8 protein-coding genes, 2 tRNA genes and 1 pseudogene are annotated in these 19,394 nt (G+C 38.4%); 5 read left to right on the top strand and 6 right to left on the bottom strand.

Going from position 1 to position 19,394, the window contains the following annotated elements; translation table 11 throughout:
• Positions 1–88: 88 nt before the first annotated feature.
• A tRNA-Gln gene (locus ACFIMK_RS02785) sits at positions 89–162 on the bottom strand.
• A 368-nt stretch (positions 163–530) separates the two neighbouring features.
• Here ACFIMK_RS02785 and ACFIMK_RS02790 point away from each other — a divergent pair.
• The 3 genes and pseudogenes from ACFIMK_RS02790 to ACFIMK_RS02800 form a co-directional block, all read left to right on the top strand.
• A complete protein-coding gene (locus ACFIMK_RS02790; protein WP_375647596.1) occupies positions 531–713 on the top strand; it encodes a hypothetical protein in 183 nt (60 codons plus the stop codon).
• A 281-nt stretch (positions 714–994) separates the two neighbouring features.
• A complete protein-coding gene (locus ACFIMK_RS02795) occupies positions 995–1,126 on the top strand; it encodes a hypothetical protein (protein WP_375612406.1) in 132 nt (43 codons plus the stop codon).
• Between the two features lie 1,243 nt (positions 1,127–2,369).
• Positions 2,370–2,575 (top strand): annotated as a pseudogene (locus ACFIMK_RS02800) (DNA adenine methylase); the annotation flags it as partial.
• Positions 2,576–2,712: 137 nt separating this feature from the next.
• Here the strand turns inward: ACFIMK_RS02800 and ACFIMK_RS02805 are convergent.
• The 5 genes from ACFIMK_RS02805 to ACFIMK_RS02825 all read right to left on the bottom strand — a co-directional run bounded on the left by ACFIMK_RS02805 (position 2,713) and on the right by ACFIMK_RS02825 (position 6,559).
• Positions 2,713–2,786 (bottom strand) — tRNA-Gln (locus ACFIMK_RS02805).
• A 64-nt stretch (positions 2,787–2,850) separates the two neighbouring features.
• Entirely contained in the window at positions 2,851–3,609 is a 759-nt protein-coding gene (locus ACFIMK_RS02810) for an ABC transporter ATP-binding protein (protein WP_375613672.1), read from the bottom strand.
• A complete protein-coding gene (locus ACFIMK_RS02815) occupies positions 3,606–4,481 on the bottom strand; it encodes an iron chelate uptake ABC transporter family permease subunit (protein ID WP_375683039.1) in 876 nt (291 codons plus the stop codon). Before ACFIMK_RS02815 ends, ACFIMK_RS02810 begins: the two co-directional genes overlap by 4 nt.
• Before the next feature lie 67 nt (positions 4,482–4,548).
• Positions 4,549–5,505: an ABC transporter permease gene (locus tag ACFIMK_RS02820; protein WP_375613670.1), complete on the bottom strand. Its 957-nt coding sequence runs from the start codon at positions 5,503–5,505 to the stop codon at positions 4,549–4,551.
• 103 nt (positions 5,506–5,608) lie between these two features.
• Positions 5,609–6,559, bottom strand: a complete 951-nt coding sequence (locus ACFIMK_RS02825; RefSeq protein ID WP_375613669.1) for a siderophore ABC transporter substrate-binding protein — start codon at positions 6,557–6,559, stop codon at positions 5,609–5,611.
• Positions 6,560–6,757: 198 nt separating this feature from the next.
• Here ACFIMK_RS02825 and ACFIMK_RS02830 point away from each other — a divergent pair, with 198 nt between their 5' ends.
• A complete protein-coding gene (locus ACFIMK_RS02830; protein ID WP_375693515.1) occupies positions 6,758–14,500 on the top strand; it encodes an autotransporter outer membrane beta-barrel domain-containing protein in 7,743 nt (2,580 codons plus the stop codon).
• A gap of 675 nt (positions 14,501–15,175) precedes the next feature.
• On the top strand, positions 15,176–18,331 hold the full coding sequence (locus tag ACFIMK_RS02835) for an autotransporter outer membrane beta-barrel domain-containing protein (protein ID WP_375638718.1): 3,156 nt from the start codon (positions 15,176–15,178) through the stop codon (positions 18,329–18,331).
• The last annotated feature ends 1,063 nt before the right edge of the window (positions 18,332–19,394 follow it).

The raw sequence follows: 19,394 nt of genomic DNA on the forward strand, positions 1-19,394 counted from the left end.
ACCCCTTAAAAACTCTTTGAGAAAAAATAAATTGGTACAAAACCTAGTGTCAAAATATACAAAACCTGCTGGCAAGCTACATACAAACTGGCTGGGGAACTTGGATTCGAACCAAGATTGACGGAGTCAGAGTCCGCTGTTCTACCATTAAACTATTCCCCAATAAGCCAATTTTACCATTTCTAGCAGATTCTATAGTGTAGGCAAGTGCAAAAAATCTTTAGATTATCGATAATAAAGAGCGATAGGGATATCATTATAATCCCAGTAGTGGCGGTCTCAATATTTTAGCATATAGCAATAAGCGAATAAAAACATATAAATAGAGCACACCGCGAACGGAGGCATCACAAACTCTTGTTGAAATATTCTCTAATAGGTATATGCCTGTCAGGCAACAGCTACTAAATCATAGAGAATTAATGAGTAATATCCCTACTTATCCTGTTACCCCAAACCTACAGTTGGTATACGTCTCAAACATAGAGTATTCTACGGCTTTTTACAAATTCATCTTCAGGAAAGAACCTGTGTTTACCTCGCTACGCTATGTTGCATTTGCTTCTTCGGGGGATGCTCTCTTTGCTCTCTGGTCTGGGGGCGATACGCCTGAGGAAAATGCACCTCGTTTTTCAGAAATCGGCATTATGTTGCCTACTGGAGAGGACGTAGATAAGCTCTATGCGGAATGGAAAGAGGCAAACCACTGTTGAGATAAATGTTTTGAAGGAACCGTATACTGATGTATTTGGACGTACCTTCCTAATCAAAGATCCAGACGGACATATTATTCGTGTTTGTCCACTGGATTAAAAAGCTTGAGATCTGATCTTTAATTGTCTGAATTATAATACCTGAATTATAATAATTGTCTGTTTCCAAAACCTATAAGCTATGCAAGCTAAGAGGCTTACTTACGACGCGTGGCTTATCCGTTCGGTGCTGTTCCACTATATTCAGCCCCACAACCTGCCTGTTTCCACAGGCGGTCTAATTGGCTTGGACATCAGTCGGCGTTATTGCATGGCCAGCGATCAGTACTTGTAAAATCATAGAAGCTATCCCTTATCGCCTTATGTGGAGTCTTTTGTTGGAATGGGAGGAATATTTTTTACAAGGAAATTGATATCTTTATGAAGTTAAAAAGGTTTTGTACATAAAAACTAATAAAATCAATATATTAAGTGCAGTTATTTTGTATGAATCCACTTAAGAATCCCTACTTTTATGCATGTTTGAATTGATCATTTTTTATATAAAATTGCCATGGATGTATAGACTATAAAAAGCAAATCATGATGCAAATACTATAACGCATAGGTGCATTCAAATGAAATGAAAAGCGGTTATCATTCATAACAGGTCATAAATTTTATGATACGTTTTTATCACAGCACAAATCACATTGTTTTAAATTTCAGTCGTTTGGAATTATCAATAACATAAATTGCATACGTTTAAGAATGGGATGTGTTTTGCTCTTTATTTGAGTGCAACCTTAAAAGGAATAATCGTTTGAAACGATCATAAGCTTATAGATTGAGTTCATAAAGATTGCATAAAAGAATTTAAAGACAAGATCGTTTTTAAAAACGCTTACTAAAAAGTTAGTAAATGATAGGCAGGCATTATATAGATACTATCATCACAATATAGAATGAAAATCACAATGTTATGTCTTATGAAATTGAAAGCCTTTTAATGATATAACGCAAGCAAGCGAGAAAAAAACGTTTTAAAAGTTACAGTTTAAAAATACGAAACCAAATGAGCTCTCTCAAAATTTGGGGGGCACCTATTGAAAAAAAGATGAGGCAGCAAAATTCAAAACCATTGTAACATCTAAGGTATGGGATTTTATTCAATTTTGAGTCAAAAGCTATAATGTTTAAAGATGGCTATTCTAAAGATAACGCCTCCAAAATTGGATTGGTTAATTTTGCCAACTCAAATTTGAGCTGGTTAATTTGCAAAGAAGTTACATTTGAGTGCAAAATGAAAAGATACTTATGAAAGCCTTATTGAGAAAACATTCATTTAAGATGCATTTTCTTTTGATTGGATTGATAAAGTTACCAAGCGTTTATAGATTCTATAATGCTAATGAATGATATCAAAATCATAGCTATCATTTACGTTTCTTTTGATAAGTTTTCATATTTCTAAATAGAGCACTTGCAATATGATACGTTTTGTATATATGAATTTATTACTCCATTGTGGATGATTCATTTGAATCTTATAATCAATATCTGAAAGCCGCGTCATATCATTTGGCTCGGCTTTCTTTTTTGAATTCTCTCTTTAGATAGGTTTATAGCTATTAGATAAGGCTTTCCCATAAACAGAGCCAGATATACGTGTATTACTATGGAAAGGATTTATTTGCGCGAGGATTACCAGACAATGTTTGCTTTGCTTGCGCAAGAGAAAAATTCTTCTCTCTCAATGATGTGTCTCAGATCCGAAAAATATTTAGCCAATTTAATATAAAAGGGGTTGCCACATCTTATACATGTGGTTCAAAGAATCCGCACCGGCTCAAGAGCTTATCATCTCAAATTGCAATTTTTAGAGGAAGAGAAAATATGCATTAAAGGGATTTTAAATAACCCTTGAAAGTTTTTGAAGATCCTTTGAAAAAAATAAATTGATGCAAAACCTGCTTTCAAATTATACAAAACCCGATGACAAGCTACAATCATTAAATACTGGCTGGGGAACTTGGATTCGAACCAAGATTGACGAAGTCAAAGTCCGCTGTTCTACCATTAAACTATTCCCCAATAAGCCAATTTTACTATCCCTAGCAGATTCTATAGTGCATGCAAGCGCAAAAAATCTTTATGATTATCGATAATAAAGAGCGATAGGGATGTCATTAATTGTTTTGATTTGAATATCGACATCATAAATGTCTTTAAGAATTTTTGGTTGCATAATTTCTTTTGGAGTCCCACAATAGGCCGCTTTCCCATTTTTCAATGCAACAATCATATCTGAGTAAGATGAGGCAAAATTAATATCGTGCATAACAATAAGAATGGTTTTTTTCAGTTCATCAGCTGTGCGGCGTAATTGCTTCATCATAGAAACCGCATGTTTCATATCCAGATTGTTTAATGGTTCATCTAAAAGAAGATAATCAGTGTCTTGGCAGATAACCATGGCTATAAAAGCGCGTTGACGCTGACCGCCAGAAAGCTCATCTAAAAAACGGTCTTGTAAATCTTGTAAGCCGAGATAGCGTAGCGCACTGTCGATAAATTGTTTATCTTCATGTGTATACCAGCCTTTTGAATAAGGATAGCGTCCGAAACTTACTAAATCGTACACGGTTAAGCGAAAAGACAAAGGATTTTCTTGACGCAGAATTGAGAGTTTTTGAGCCAAAATATCGTGGGGCATTTTATCAATATCAAAGCCGTCGATATGAATTGTACCATTATGGTGTGGCAAAAGACGTCTTATCAGCATTAAAAGAGTTGACTTTCCCGAACCATTGGGCCCAATAAGAGAAATAATCCCCCCTTTTGGAAGATGAAGGCATAAATTATCGATAATCAATCGTGCTCCGTAAGCCTTGGAAAGATGATTGATCTCAATCATTTTAGTTTTCCCTTCATCAGTAACATTAAGAAAACAATACCCCCACAAAACTCAATGATAAAACTTAAACGCCCTGCCATATGAAAAATTTGTTCTAAAATAAATTGTCCCCCCACCAAACAAATAATCGCTAACAATATTGCAATCGGCACAACAACACTGTGTTTTGCTTGAGGAGAAAGTTCATAGGAAAGGTTGGCAACTAACAGTCCAAAAAAGGTGACGGGGCCTACTAATGCGGTGGAAATGGATACGAGAATGGAAATAAAAATAAGGACAGCTGTTGCACTTTTGTGGTAATTAACGCCAAGATTGAGGGTATTTTCACGTCCTAAAGCCAAGATATCAAGAAGATGACGGGAATGCCATCCAATCAGACTCACAATGAAGACAATGATTGTGGCAAAGCCTATTAACGGTGTATTGAATTTATTAAAATTTGCAAACATAATATCGGTTAAATTCATCATTTGGTCTGGATTTAGTTGCAATTGCATAAACATCCGTAAACTGAAAAAAAATCCGCCTAAAACAACACCGATTAAAAGCGTCAAATGAAGTCCTTTTAGGCTTCCTGAAAAGAGCCAGCGAAAAAGGCTTATTGAAAAAAGGATAAGAATGAGGGTTTCAAGAACAAGCTGTCCTTCTTCATTCAAAAAGGGCAAAGAAAGAGAGCCTACAAAATACATTAGGGCAGTCTTTATTAAAATATAAAGCTGATCAAATCCCATAATTGAAGGAGTAAGAAGACGGTTATTAACGATTGTTTGAAATAAAACCGTGGAAACGCTTATTGCATAGGCAATAAGAAGTAGAGAGGAAAGTTTTGTAAGACGAAATTTCCATGTATAAACATTGATATTCCACGTCATGTAAAGACTAATGACAGTGCATGCTATGATGATAAGTGTTGTTAGTACACATATTGTTTTTCTTCTTCTATCCAAGACGCTTTCTCCAGCGTAAAAGCAGTATCATAAAAATAAAACTACCGATTACACCCATTATGGTGCTGATGGGAATTTCAAGAGAGGGATGAATGATTCGTCCTAAAAGATCACAAATTAAGACCAATCCTGCACCGCTGATGGCCACCCAAGGAGCGGTATAGCGCATATTATCTCCCATGAAACTTGAAACAATATTTGGAATAATCAACCCAACAAAAGGAATACGGCCAATGGTACAGACAACAACAGCAGTGATTGAGGCGACAATAAAAAGACCAAAAAACATGACAACACGATAATTCAATCCAAGGTTATTGGTTAAATCTTCTCCCAAACTTGCAACCGTAAAGCGATCAGCAGTACAATAGGCCAGAATACAAAGGGGAAGGGATAGCCATAAGAGCTCATATTTTCCTTCAAGAACCATCGAAAAACTGCCAAATAAGTAAGCTTGAAGAGAAGGAAGTAACATTTCATAATCTGCAATGGCATTGGTTAAAGAGCCAATAATATAGCTTAGCATAATCCCTGTAAGGGGTACAATGAGAGCAGATTTTAGAGGAATGCGTCGCAATAAAAACATAAAAAGTAAAGTGCCTACCATGGCAAAAATTGTCGCAACGACCATTTTTCCTAAAACAGGAATATCGGGCCAAAAAATCATAATAAAAAGAATGCCAAGGGAAGCAGATTCAATGGTTCCAGTGGTTGATGGTTCGACAAAGCGATTGCGTGTTAATAGTTGCATAATCATGCCTGAAAGTGCAAGTGCTGCGCCTACTAAAAGGATTGCAATGGTACGAGGAAGACGTGTTTGCCAAAAAATAAGCCACGCATGGGGATCGGCTGCGAAAAGGTTAGAAGGTGTGACATCAGAATAACCAACAAAAATGCTGAGGATAGACAGGAAAATTAGAAGTGTTATGGTTATCCAGTAATTCTTCACGTTAAATCATTTTCTAACAAAATCTACAAAAAGCAAAGACTGCTTAATAAACAACCTCTGCTTTTAAATTTTATTTATATAGCAAGCAAGCTCTTTCGTGCGCTTATTTGCTCTTTGTAAAGGCTTCATTGATCTGCTGTGCGGTTTCAATGAGTGCCGTTAAACCGCCATTTGCACGATACCAACTCCAAGAGTCCAAATAAATAATTTGGTTTTGTTTGCTTGCTGTTGTGCGGTGAACAAGCTCATTGTTGAGCAATTGTGCTGCGGATTGTCCTTCCCGTCCAATGGCTGCATCGCGATCAATCACTAACAACCAATCAGGATTGGTTTCAAGAATGAATTCAGGAGATATGAGTTGTCCATGTTTTTGCACGGTAAGTTTATCGGTTGCAGGGGCAATTCCAAAAGCGGAGTGAAAAATATCGAAACGTGATTTTGGTCCGAAAGCACTGATTTTTCCACCAGAGGTCATGAGTATGAGCCCGGTGCCTTTTCCTTGGGTATTTTTACGGACTTCAGCAAAAGCTTCATTGATTTTTGCAATTTCCTTTTCTGCTTCTTGTGTTTTACCAAAAATTTTTCCAAGGATAGACACATTTCGTTTTATATCTTCAAGAGAATTTTCGTTTTCTACGGTTAGATCAATTGTTGGGGCTATTTTGGATAAGTCTTTATATTTTGCTTGAGTTCTGGAGGAAATAATAATCAAATCGGGTTGAAGAGTGGCAATTTTTTCATAATCTGGCTCAAAAACGGTTCCAATTCTTTCATATTTTGCATCGTCAAATTGTTGCAGATAGGAAGGTTTTTTTCCTTCAGGAAGGCCGATAACTGCTTGGATACCAAGGCGATTCATATTATCTAGCGAGGCAAGATCAAACACAACAACCTTTTGCGGAGAAGTGGGAACAGAAGTCGTTCCTGAAACATGATCAATCGTTACATTTGTCTGGGTACTGGTATTTGCAATACTCGTATGAGTCCACAAAATCGTTGCAAAACTAATTGCAACCAGTAAAACAGAAGTCATCCATTTCATATATTTTATCATCGTGATTTTATCCTTTTATCTAATATTACAAAGGTTTGCGCACTTAAAAACTTAACTTTGGTATTTTTATGCACAAAATGAAGCGTAAATAAATAACACTATGTTGTAAAATTGACTGACATATGTTACAAATCGTTCACTTACCTCATTTTCACTTAATTCTAGTGTTTTTGCAACATTATTTAGAAAGTTTGACATATGATCAATGTATTTAAAAAGCGTACACGTTTGTACGCACTGACAACAAGTGCTTTCTTCTTTTTACAAGGTGTAGATGTTTCTATGGGGAATGGTTGGTTCTCATCATACCTTCCTTCAGTTTCATTGCCATCATTATCATCATTTACCTCTTTAATTGGAGGATCGAGCACAGGGGCTATAACACCACCCGGAGGAGTGGGGGGGTCTGAAAGAGCAGAACCTAGAGTCGATAATGCTGTTAATAGTGGTCCTGCTCAGCCTCAGCCTCAGCCTCAGGCTCAGGCTCAGGCTCAGATTGTGCCTGTTTTAAATCATATTCGACCTATTAGTGCTTGTCATTCTAGAAAGAATAATGTTTTTGTTCCTGGCATGATACGGAATGTTGCAGGTAGTAGTGTTCGTGTTGCGAGTGGTGCAGGTGCAGTACCTGGTGTTGCGAGTGGTGCAGGTGCAGTGCTAGGTATTTTGGGTGATATTCCAGATGGTGTGGGTGGTGTGCCAGGGCTCCCAGGTTCAGGCGTTTTATCTACTGGGATAGGAACAGTAGCAAATGTGCCGCAAGCAGGTGTACCAGCTGGCTTTGGTGGCTCATTAGCTCTTGTACAAGATACTTTATTATCAGGTAATATAGCAGGAGGAGGATTAAACACTGTAAGTCAACAAAGACCAAAGACTATATTAGGTGTTTCGAGTGGGGCAGATACAACGAACCTGCCTGCTATTCCAGGTGTTGGTCCAGGTGCTATGCCAAATGATGCTTTGAGTGATATGCCAGGTGTTCCAGGTACAGGCGGTGTAACTACTAGGAGAGCAAGAGCAACAAGAGCAGAAAATGTGGAAGCAAAAGAAGCAAAAACAGCAATAGCAAGTGGGAAGAAAGCACGTGCGGGGCGTGCAGGTGTGCCAAGTGGAGTAGGTGGAGAGTTAGTTAGATTACTAGATGTTCCAAGAAATGTGGATGTTTGGCGATTATTTAATATTCCGCGAAAAGATAGTTTAAGCGAAACATATTTTCCAGTGGGGGAAGAGGCGCTAAGAGTACAAAAAGCGAGTGCAGATGGTCTTGTTGGTATGCCAGGTATATCGAGTCCTGTATTGAATTCTTTACCACCCGATACATCAGGTGCTATGGTGCCTGGTGTGAGTGTATCTATACCAGTTGGTGATGGTGTTGGGGCTCTAGAAATTATAGATTCTGTGGAGGCAGGTAAAGGATTGGCTGATTTACTCAATGGTGATCAGCGAATATATGGATCTATTTCCTGTGATCAGTCGGGAGTATATACTCTAATAGGGGGGGCTATTATAGCGGATCAAGGTGAGAGCGCTGTAAATGTGGAATCTCCTCTTGATGATGGGAAAGTAGTTGTTAATTTGGACGAAGTATCCATTGAAAGTATGAATATTGGGAAAGAACTTTCTGAAAGTTTATCTGCAGTGGGTATACAGGATTATAAAGTAGGTATAGAGAACATAGATAGTTTATATACTCATGATCCGCTTTATGTTGGTGTATATGTCGGAGATTCTGCTTCACATATGAATGCAGAGGTTAATTTGAAAAACTCAAATATTCAGGGTTTTTTTATTGGGCTTCGGACTGAAGAGACTGGAAAGATCACGATGGTGGGGGGAGGAATCAGAGATGCGTATATAGGTGCTCTTGCTAGTGATAATGGGTGGATTGTTTTAGAGAATGTAGATATTAATGTTAAAAGAATCGGTTTAGTTAGTTTGGGTCCATCCGTTATCGAGATGAGGTCTGGAGCAATTACCGTGAAAGAGGGTGGAATAGGAGTTATCTCTACAAAAGAGGGGACTGTTCTACTAGACGGGACGGTTATCAATGTTGCTGAGGAACCAAAAACTACAGAAGTTGGTACTTCGGAGACGAATATAGGTTTATTGTCACTTGGAGGTACTATTTCCTTTAAAAATGGAAAACTTAGAGCTCCTAATACTGTTGCATTGTTGGTAAGTGATAGCTTTAAGAATAATATCTCTGTAGCTTCTAATAGAGTAGGAGCGGAGAGTGAGGATGGCGATGATACGCAACAGGGTTCTAAGGCTGATAGTGATTCTTTCATTGGTGAGGTCATCTCTATTGAAACTAGAGATGGCGCTGTCCTTAATAATATTAGTTCCACGTATTTTGAGGCTTTATTCCCTATAGAGAATTTTTTAGGAAGCGGTGCAGATTCTAGAAGTACTAGTGCACCATCTGGAGCTGGCGCTGGAGATTCTGCAGTGGTGGCGTCTAAACCAGATCCAAACTCTAGGGTTGTCAACTTAATAGTTTCTGATATTCAAAATTCAACCGTTAAAGTGGAAGGTAAGTCTTATGGTGTATTTTTTGGTGATATACCTTCGAATGTGAGGAGAAAAAATGATCAAACGAGAGTGAGACAAGAAAGTGGTCAAAATGTAGGTCAAAATCTGGGAGAGGGCGGAATAAAAGATGATGGAGATAGTTTGCGTGCAGTTCTTTTGAAAAATACGGTTTTCAGAGTTCCTGATGGTGTGGTCATTTATGGTAACAGTTTGGATGGGTACGTCGTTGTAAAAGATGACTCAACTCTTTCGGGTGATTTAGTGTTGAAAGCTGAAGAGGGGTCGCATTTGTCGGTTTTTGTTGAAGACTCTGTCGTCATGGGGGGAGCTCACGTTGATAAAAAATCTCAAGCTAGGCTTTTTCTATCTGGGGGATCAGAGTGGTATTTAACAAAGAATCTGCATAATAGTTTGGAAAATTCAAATACGGGTTGTGTAGATTCATGTCTTTCGTCTATGAATCTTGTAGATAGTAATGTTAGATTTTTTACTTCTTTGAAAAATGAAAATACATCTAATAAAGATATTGAGTATCGAACTCTTCGCATAGGAAATGGGAATGGAACAGTTTATAGTGCTGCTTCTGCCGCTTCTGGTGCTCCTGCCGCTTCTGGTGCTCCTGCCGCTTCTGGTGTTACAATTTACTTCAATGCAAATTTGATGCCTAGCAATACAGAAAATTCTCAAATATCTGACAGATTGTTGATTCATGGTGATGTTTCTGGAAAAACAATGGTAGTTGTGAATGATACTTCTGATGGTATATCACAAAGTCAGGATACACCTCATAGCATTTCAATTATTCAGGTTTTTGGAAATGCAGAGAGGGATTCTTTTAAGCTGAAAGGTGATTATATTACACGAGAAGGGTTACCTTATAAGTATGTTCTTCGTGCTTATGGTCCAACTATTCCTCCGAAAATGCAGTATTTTGATAAGACATTACTTAAAAATAGTAGAAGTGTTTGGGATTTTCGTTTAGAAAATGAATATTTTATACCTCTCGTTTCTGCTTATACTGCTACTGCTAATTTTCAACCTATTTTTAAGGCTAAGCCACTTGTTGCAGTTGCTTCTACTGATGCTTCTACTGAAACTGCAATAAATACTAATGCTGACACTGGTGCTGGTGAAGTAAATAGTGAATCCATAACTCCTCCTGTATCTGGGGAATCTGCATCTGTAGTCTCTGTTCAAGGCAATTCACTTTTGAGATCTGAAACATCTGACGAATTTTATGAAGATGATGATGACGAAGATTTTACGGAATCTGAAACATCTGAGGCTGTAGTGCATACTTTTTTACCTGTTACTCCATCTTCGTCATCTGTTACTCCTTCTTTATCCAGAAATTTGGCACCTTTAGTACCTCCAAGAGTTAATTTAAGTGGGAGGTCTGATACGGGTAGAGGGCCTGTAATATCTGCCGATGAAATTTTTGTAACACCTGGGGATCATATTGTATCTAAGAGGCCATCACCTATAAAATCAGCTGCTGCTATGAAGGCTGCTATGAAGGCTTCTGCTCCTGTGGTTTCTGAGATAGCTGTTATATCTTCTAAAGGAGATTCTGCTACGCAGCCTTCTACTCCTGTGGTTTCTGAGATATCTGCTATATCTTCTAAAGTAGCTTCTGCTACGCAGCCTTCTACGTCTGTGGTTTCTGAGATACCTGTTATATCTTCCAATGGAGCTTCTGCTATGCAGCCTTCTACTTCTGTGGTTTCTGAGATAGCTGTCATATCTTCTAATGGAGCTTCTGCTACGCAGCCTTCTACGTCTGTGGTTTCTGAGATACCTGTTATATCTTCCAATGGAGCTTCTGCTATGCAGCCTTCTACTTCTGTGGTTTCTGAGATAGCTGTCATATCTTCTAATGGAGCTTCTGCTACGCAGCCTTCTACGTCTGTGGTTTCTGAGATACCTGTTATATCTTCCAATGGAGCTTCTGCTATGCAGCCTTCTACTTCTGTGGTTTCTGAGATAGCTGTCATATCTTCTAATGGAGCTTCTGCTACGCAGCCTTCTACGTCTGTGGTTTCTGAGATACCTGTTATATCTTCCAATGGAGCTTCTGCTATGCAGCCTTCTACTTCTGTGGTTTCTGAGATAGCTGTCATATCTTCTAATGGAGCTTCTGCTACGCAGCCTTCTACGTCTGTGGTTTCTGAGATACCTGTTATATCTTCCAATGGAGCTTCTGCTATGCAGCCTTCTACTTCTGTGGTTTCTGAGATAGCTGTCATATCTTCTAATGGAGCTTCTGCTACGCAGCCTTCTACGTCTGTGGTTTCTGAGATACCTGTTATATCTTCCAATGGAGCTTCTGCTATGCAGCCTTCTACTTCTGTGGTTTCTGAGATAGCTGTCATATCTTCTAATGGAGCTTCTGCTACGCAGCCTTCTACGTCTGTGGTTTCTGAGATACCTGTTATATCTTCCAATGGAGCTTCTGCTATGCAGCCTTCTACTTCTGTGGTTTCTGAGATAGCTGTCATATCTTCTAATGGAGCTTCTGCTATGAATGCTTCTGCTCCTATGGTTTCTGAGACATCTGCTGTATCTTCTAGAGCTGTTGGGCGTGTTCTTATGCTTGGTGATCATGCTGGTAATGGAGATGTTTCTTCTAAGGAAACGGTTTCTTCTACATGTGGTGCTATACAGAATAATGGTGGAGAGGATTTGCGAACTCCTTATTTATGCAGTGATGGCCAAACACGTACAGTGGCAAACGTTACATTGAAGGTAAGTGATAAAACTCAACATCCTATGCATGCAAAAAATCAGGATACGGTTATTAAGTTAGAGGGAGCCACAATTAGTGGTGCGGATTTTTCTGATAGCAAAAATAATGTTGATTTTAATGAAATATATGCCGTGAGTGCTGTGCTTGCAGAAGAGGGGGCGGAAGTTGTTTTGGATAATAAATCAACAATTACCTCTTCTGTGATTGGGCTTGAAGCCCAAAATGGCGGGAAGGTTAAGATGAATAATGGAACAGTTAATGCTTATTATGTGGGCGCTTTGGCGAGTTCTGGATCATCTGTTAATTTAAAGGATACAAAAATTAACGTAACGGGGGATTTAGCTGTGGCTGGTCTGGCGAGTCAGGCTGGTGAGGTAACTATGGACTCTGGAACGATTATGCTGACAAATGGAGTGGCTGTGAGATCAGAAGCTAGGGGACGTGTAAGATTAAACAAAGTTAATATTACTGCGAAAAAGGAAGCAGGAAAATCGAATTCTACAGAGAAATTTGGACGTGCAGCTTTTCTGGTGAGTGATAATGCTTCTGTTGATTTTAAGAACGGAAATGTTGTTACTGATGCTCATGCTTTGTGGATTATAAAGTCTGGTGATAATGTGGTTGAGACGGGTTCTTCTAGGAGAAGGAGATCCTCTGACGTTCGTCCTACTATGAATCACGTAAATATCGAGTCTTCTACTGTTAAAGTGGAAGGTGACGGAGTCTACGGTATATATTTTGATGGGGGAACACAGAAGGAAGCGAGTCAACAAAATCGAAGTCAGGATTTAACAACTGAGAAAACAAATGTTGTTAAGCGGAGTACTGTGTCCAAACAGGAAAAAACGCCTATAGGCATAACAGGGACAGTTTCGTTGAAAAAAACTGATTTTGAAGTTGCAAATGGTATAGCTATCTATGGTAATAATTCTGGTGGTCGTGTTTCATTAGAAAATAAAACAACTCTTGCTGGTGACTTGTTATTAAAAGCTGAGAATGATTCGAACATATTGGTTTCAGTTGATAATTCTATTGTTACAGGCGGTGTTCGCGTTGATAAAAATTCTTATGCAAAATTAGACTTGGTTAATAATTCACAGTGGATTCTAAAAAGAAGTGCACAGAGGAATTTGGGGACTCTAGATTCAGGATGTGCGGATTCATGCATTTCTTCTGTAAGTCTTGTAAATAGTGCTATTGATTTTGCACCTTCGGAATCTGAAGGAAAATATCAGACTCTCCATATTGGAAATGGGAAAGGAACTGTTTATGCGGCACAGGGTAATGCTGTAATTCATCTCAATGCACGTTTAAATCCTCGTGATCCGAGTGATCAGCAAGTCACTGATCGGCTTGTCATTCATGGTGATGTTTCTGGAAAAACAAAAATACATGTACGAGGTGATGCGGGCAATGTAGGAGATGGTAAAGCGAATGCCAAGATTGCTCATACTGTTTCAATTATTCAGGTCTATGGTCAAGCGAAGAAAGACTCTTTCCAACTCGATGGCAATTATGTTGCACTGAGAAACTCACCTTACAAATACACCCTTCGTGCTTATGCTCCAGAAGCGACTTCGAAACAGGAGCATGTTCAGCAGAAATTTGTTAAGGATGGTGGAGAATTTTGGAACTTCCGTCTAGAAAATCAGTATGTTAAGTCTGTTGGATCTGCTGCCCTTCCTGCACAATTTGTAAGGTCTGTTGTTCCACAGGTTCCAACTTATCTCAGCTTGCCTAATAGTGTATTCCACGCTGGTTTGATGGATATTAGCAATCAAAATAAGCAATTGGAGACGTTGCGGATGACTTCTACAGGAATGGTAGAGGTTCGTGAAAATCCTGCTTTATACTTGCGCGGCTATGGTGGAAGTTACCGTTATGCTTCAGATCTGTCCGCACTTGAATATGGTTACGGAGGTGATCTTAGTTATAATGGTGTAGAGGCAGGTGTTTTGCTGCAAACTATTGAAAATGCTGACAGTGCTATATCCTTTGGCGTTATGGGAACTTATGGAAAACTTTCTCTGCAGCCTGTGAATGTTGAGTACAGTCAGAAGAGTGCATTTGATAAATGGACTGCTACGGTATATGGTAGCATGCAGCATAATGTTGGCTTCTATGTCGACGGTCTTTTATCCTATGGTCTGTTCAAAGGTGATGTTCTCACCCTTGCACGGGGTAAAACAGCAACATTAAAAGGTAATCCTTTGAGTGTTTCTTTAGCTGGTGGTCAGACAATTATGACAGGATATAAGGGCTTTGTCTTTGATCCGCAGGTTCAGGTTGTGTATCAACATCTCCAGTTTAATAAAGCCCGTGATATCGACAATTTTGATATTGAAATGGGTAACCTTAATCAGTGGGTAGCACGTGTTGGTGGACGCTTAACCAAGATTCCTACAGGTTCTGAAGGCGTGAATGCTATTGCTTTCTATGGTAAGCTTTATCTTGCTCATGGTTTTGAAGGAAAACAGTCTGTGCATTTCAATGATGCTTTCAAGTTAGGAGCTTTTGGTTCCTCTATAGAGGCTGGATTAGGTTTTAATGCCAAATTGTTGCCACAGTTCTCTCTGCATGCTGATATTCTCTATCAACATAAGCTTAATAAGGCTGGTTTTTCGGGAACAAGTTTTTCCGGAGGAGTACGTTATCAGTTTTAATATAAGGTACACTATGTACCTTATTAGAAAAGGCAGCACATTGTGCTGCCTTTTTTCTTTGTAACAACTTGTGTTGTCTTTAAAAGATTTTCGTCTTCTTGATTGAGCAAAAAAACATAGTTTTTTTGTGTATGAGAGCACTTTTCTCCGCTAAAGCGAATTTTCTTAAAATTTATGCTGCTACTGATGCGATAGAGTGCTTCGCTTTTATCGGCTTTTTAAGCGTTCAGCAGACTGGTATGCGTTACGTTATCCTTTTTAGTACTGTATTGATATTATCTAATATAATATTTGATGTTTTCTAAAGCTCGTTTTTGAGAGTTTGTTTTTTACGGATTTAAATCATTGTTTCATTCATCTCCTTGTGGATTAATTTTTAAAGTTCACAAGGCTAGATTGTGTTTTTAATTAATTACACGCACTGGTTTCATTTTTTCTTTACACGAAATACAGAATGCATTATACACTTATAAATTGTGTTTTGTTGTTATTCTCTTATAGATGGTTTTTAGCGTAGAGCTTTTGCCAAATTTATTGGGATAATTCATTGCACAGTTCAAATAAGCATGAGGCATGTTCTTTTGTTACACTTTTCGTATTTTTGAGGTGTGCAAGGGGGTGTTTTGTAAGTGCTTTTGTTTTTAATGAGAGGGGAAGGAAAGTTTCGAGGGAACTATGATTAAAGTTTTTAGAAATCATGTATGTTTATGTGCTTGTACAACAGCTATCCTCTCTTTGCTTCAAAATGGAAGAGAAGTGTATGCGGCTGCAGAGGGGAAGGATAGTAATCGTTATGTTATAAAGGTTATCCCAGTTGTCTCTGCTAATTCTTCTCCTCAGCTTAGCGGGAGTAATAAGCATAAGCTTCCTCTTAGTGGAGAGAGTGGGGATAATTATTACCCTTCTAATATGATTAATGTTGGCAATAACGATGAGGGTATTCGTGGAGGAAATGACTATCGTAAGCTGAGTGGATTGGCTGGGGACACCAAACATCAGAAAAATGTAGATAACTCTGTTAAAGATGCAGACTCTGATGGAAGAGGAGTGAATCCTAGTTTTTATTACTATAGTGGGTTGTATTATGTATGTGATAATTGCGGGATAGATCCTAAAATTGATAATAAATCTTATACAATTACGAGTGCAAATGTTTCCAACTACCCTGCTAATCCCACTGCTATAACGGTGAAGGGAATAGGGACCAGAGTTTATGGAGAGAATGTAACTGTTAGCAGTGAAGTTTCTGATAAATCTTTTTTGCGTGGTGTGGCTGTATCAGATGACGGAAAGATTGTTTTGAAAAAACCGACGCTTCAAAATACAAAGTTAGCTCTTTTCGCTCATAATGGGATAATTGAGATAAAGCAGGGGATTATAGAGGACAGTGATAGGGCTGTTGAAGCTGTGGGGAATTCATTGGTTATTTTAGAGGGTGCAAAAGTTAATACGCGTGATGGGAAGGCAAGTCTTTCCAGTTATAGCGGGGCAGATATTTGGGTGGAAGGTGGGGAGGTTAACTTTACCAACAGTCATGGGATTTCTGCGATGTTGGGAGGGACGGTGATTCTCGATGGTGTCACTCTTACTGGAAAGGGCCACAAAGATAAAAATGATGCGGCTTTTTTAATGGATGAAGGGGGACGTGTTGAGTTTACAGGGGGGACTATTAAGGTTGAGGGTGCACATGGTATATTATTAGAAAATCCCGTCAAGCTTTTTAGTGTTGTACCAGAACGATCTGAAACAGAAGCTGAAACTGAAGATGAAGCTGAAGATGAAGCTGAAGATTTATCGAATAACTTTTATGTGACCGAGGCTAATTTTAAGTCTTCTTCTGTTACCGTAAAGGGTGAGGGATCTTATGGTATCTATTTTCAGGGAGAAAAGCCATGGAGCGAAGATGGGGATAAAAAAGAGGAGATTTCATTAGAGGAAGAAAAAGCTCCACCACGATTGGAAGTTGTTAATTTGGATACAACAGAGTTTTCTGTTGAAGACGATACGGCTCTTTATGGCAGCAATGTTATTTCTGGTGCGGTGAGTTTGATGAAAAGCACTCTTCGTTCAGGGAATTTTTTATTAAAAGCTGAGAAAGGGGCATCTGTGATCGTTTTGGCTGATGCTTCTACGCTTGAAGGTCGCACACACGTTGATAAAGACTCTAATGCCGAACTTTATTTGGGAGGTCGTTCTACATGGATTTTACAACAACCGCTGCAAAAAGATCAACATGCGGCTGCACATGATTCTTCTATTTCACTCGTTAGTCTTATGGGTGATAGCTCTATTCATTTTAAAAGACCAGAATCTCCTTCTATTGATGATTATCAAACTCTTCGTATTGGAAAGGGAAAGGGTGAAGTTTATAGAGTACGGGATGGTGCCTCTATTTCCCTTAATACATATCTGAATAGTGGTGGTGCTCTTAATCATCAAAAGACGGATCGTGTTTTAATTCATGGTGATGTTTCGGGAAAAACAAAGCTCCAAGTGCATGGAGTTGCAGGAAGTCCAGGAGGATATACGGGAAAGGGGGGGAATGCTGAAGGTATTTCAGTCATTCAGGTTTCTGGACAAGCAAAGCAAGATTCTTTTCAGTTGGAAGGTGGTTATGTAGCCTTAAACGAATTACCTTATCAGTATAAGCTTTATAGTTATGGTCCAGAATCTGAGTTTGGAAAAGCAAGTATGGATCAGAGATTAGTTGAAGGTAACGGGGAATTTTGGGATTTTCGCCTTGAAAGTAGGTCTATAGATTCTGATGTTCAACCTAAACCAGATCCTTCTCCTAAGCCAATTCCGGGACCAGAACCTTCTCCAGAACCAGCTCCGGAGCCTCATCCTCGTCCTAAGCCGGGCGTTAAGGCTGTTGTTCCGCAGGTTCCGACTTATCTCCTTTTGCCTAATGCCTTACGTCATATTGGTTTGATGAATGTTAACAATCAAAATAAGCGGTTAGAAGCTTTGCGAATTACTTCTGGGGGCTTATTAGAAAGTCGTGAAAATCCTCTCTTTTTTGTGAGCGGTTATGGCGGCAATCATCGTTATACTTCAAATCTTTCCACGCTTGAATATGGTTATGGCGGCGAGTTTGATTATAATGCACTAGAGGCAGGTGTTTTGCTGAAAGCAATCGAAAATATGTATGGTTCCACTTCTTTTGGAGTTATCGGGGCTTACGAGAGATTTTCTTTGCAACCTTTGAATGTTGAGCAGAGTCAAAAAAGTACATTTGATAAATGGTCAGTTACGGCATATGGTGGTATGCAGCATGATGCAGGTTTTTACGTTGATGGTCTTGTGTCTTACGGCTTGTTTAAAGGTGATGTTCTAACAACTGCACGTGGCAAGACGGCAACATTAAAGGGTTTCCCTTTAAGTGCTTCATTGACTGCTGGTAAAACGTTTATGGTGGGGGAAGACGGTTTTGTTTTTGATCCGCAAGTTCAGGTTGTTTATCAATATCTTCAATTTAATAAGGTGCGTGATGTGGATGGCTTTGATATTGATTTAGGAAAGCTTCATCAGTGGGTAGGGCGTGTTGGAGGGCGTTTAACAAAGAGGCTGGTTGCTACTGATGAGGCTCAGGTTGTTTCTTTCTATGGCAAGCTTCATCTTGCTCATGGTTTTGAAGGAAAACAATTTGTGCATTTTAAAGATGCTTTCCAGCTAGGTGCTTTTGGTTCTTCATTAGAAACAGGATTAGGTTTTAATGCCCAATTGTCTCAAAAATTTGCGCTTTACGGCGATTTGGTTTATCAGCACAAACTAACGAAGGCTGGTTTTTCTGGAACGAGTTTTTCAGGTGGATTGCGTTATCATTTCTAGTGTTGTTCCTGTTTTTGATTAATCTTTCAAAAAGCCACAAGTTGTACTTGTGGCTTTTCTCATTATCTATTCATCTTGTGTTATAGCATTTTTACGAGAGTATGACTTTGCATATCTTTAATATGCTTTTAGGTTGGACTTCTTTCATTTTTTTGAAAAGTCTGAAGAGTTTGTACGTTATTGTTTCAAAACGCGTATTTCAGAGTGATTATTATATTATTTATAATATTTTGATTTATAAAGATATTTTTAATTTAGGGTGCTGAAATATTTTCAAGGATTTTATGATGAATCCATAAAAAGCATTCCTTTGTCTATTATATGTAAAATTGGCAGGTGGATAATCATTTAAGAAAGGAGTCAATATAATTTGGGGAATTATATTAAGAGGAGAGGATTTACAATATTAGAAATTAGCAAAGACAAAGATGCTACTCAGGCACAATGAGGGCTGTATCCGATGAACTTGATATTATATCCGCTGTCGTTGTGAAATGGGGATGGAAAAAATGAGAGATATCTGAGAAAATTGGTGAATGAGAAACATAATGACGTATTGTTTTTTGAAAGTGTGTTTTCTTTAAATGCATAAATAAAAAGATGAAGTCATGTGTCATCTTCACTTTTTAAAATATGGCTCTGAATGTTTTTGAATATTGTAAAGTTGAATTAAAAGGAAAAGGTAAAATCGGAACTGATTTTTACACGTTCCTACTTTTTATTAGACTGTCTTACCATGAAGATTGCCTAAAAGGCATATGTGAACTCTTGTTTCTCAATTTTGGCATATGTTTTGTCTGCTTACAGAGTGTACACTGTTTCAATATAATATTATCGTAAGGATGTTGATTATATCCGTTTTGGCGGTGATTAGACGGCAGTTAAAGTAGGTGTTCTTAATGCATGTCAACTGACTAAGGGTGTTTTTGACTAACAACGTTAAAGGTGATTTTTCTGTCGTTCTTCAGTTATATTTTTGCAAATTCTTTGTAAAAGCGACAGATTTAGATTGTATTTTCGAGTAATTTTTCTATTCCATATTTACATAAAACACAAAAAATAT

The organism is Bartonella sp. AP280QHHD (assembly GCF_042196125.1).
GTDB lineage: Bacteria > Pseudomonadota > Alphaproteobacteria > Rhizobiales > Rhizobiaceae > Bartonella.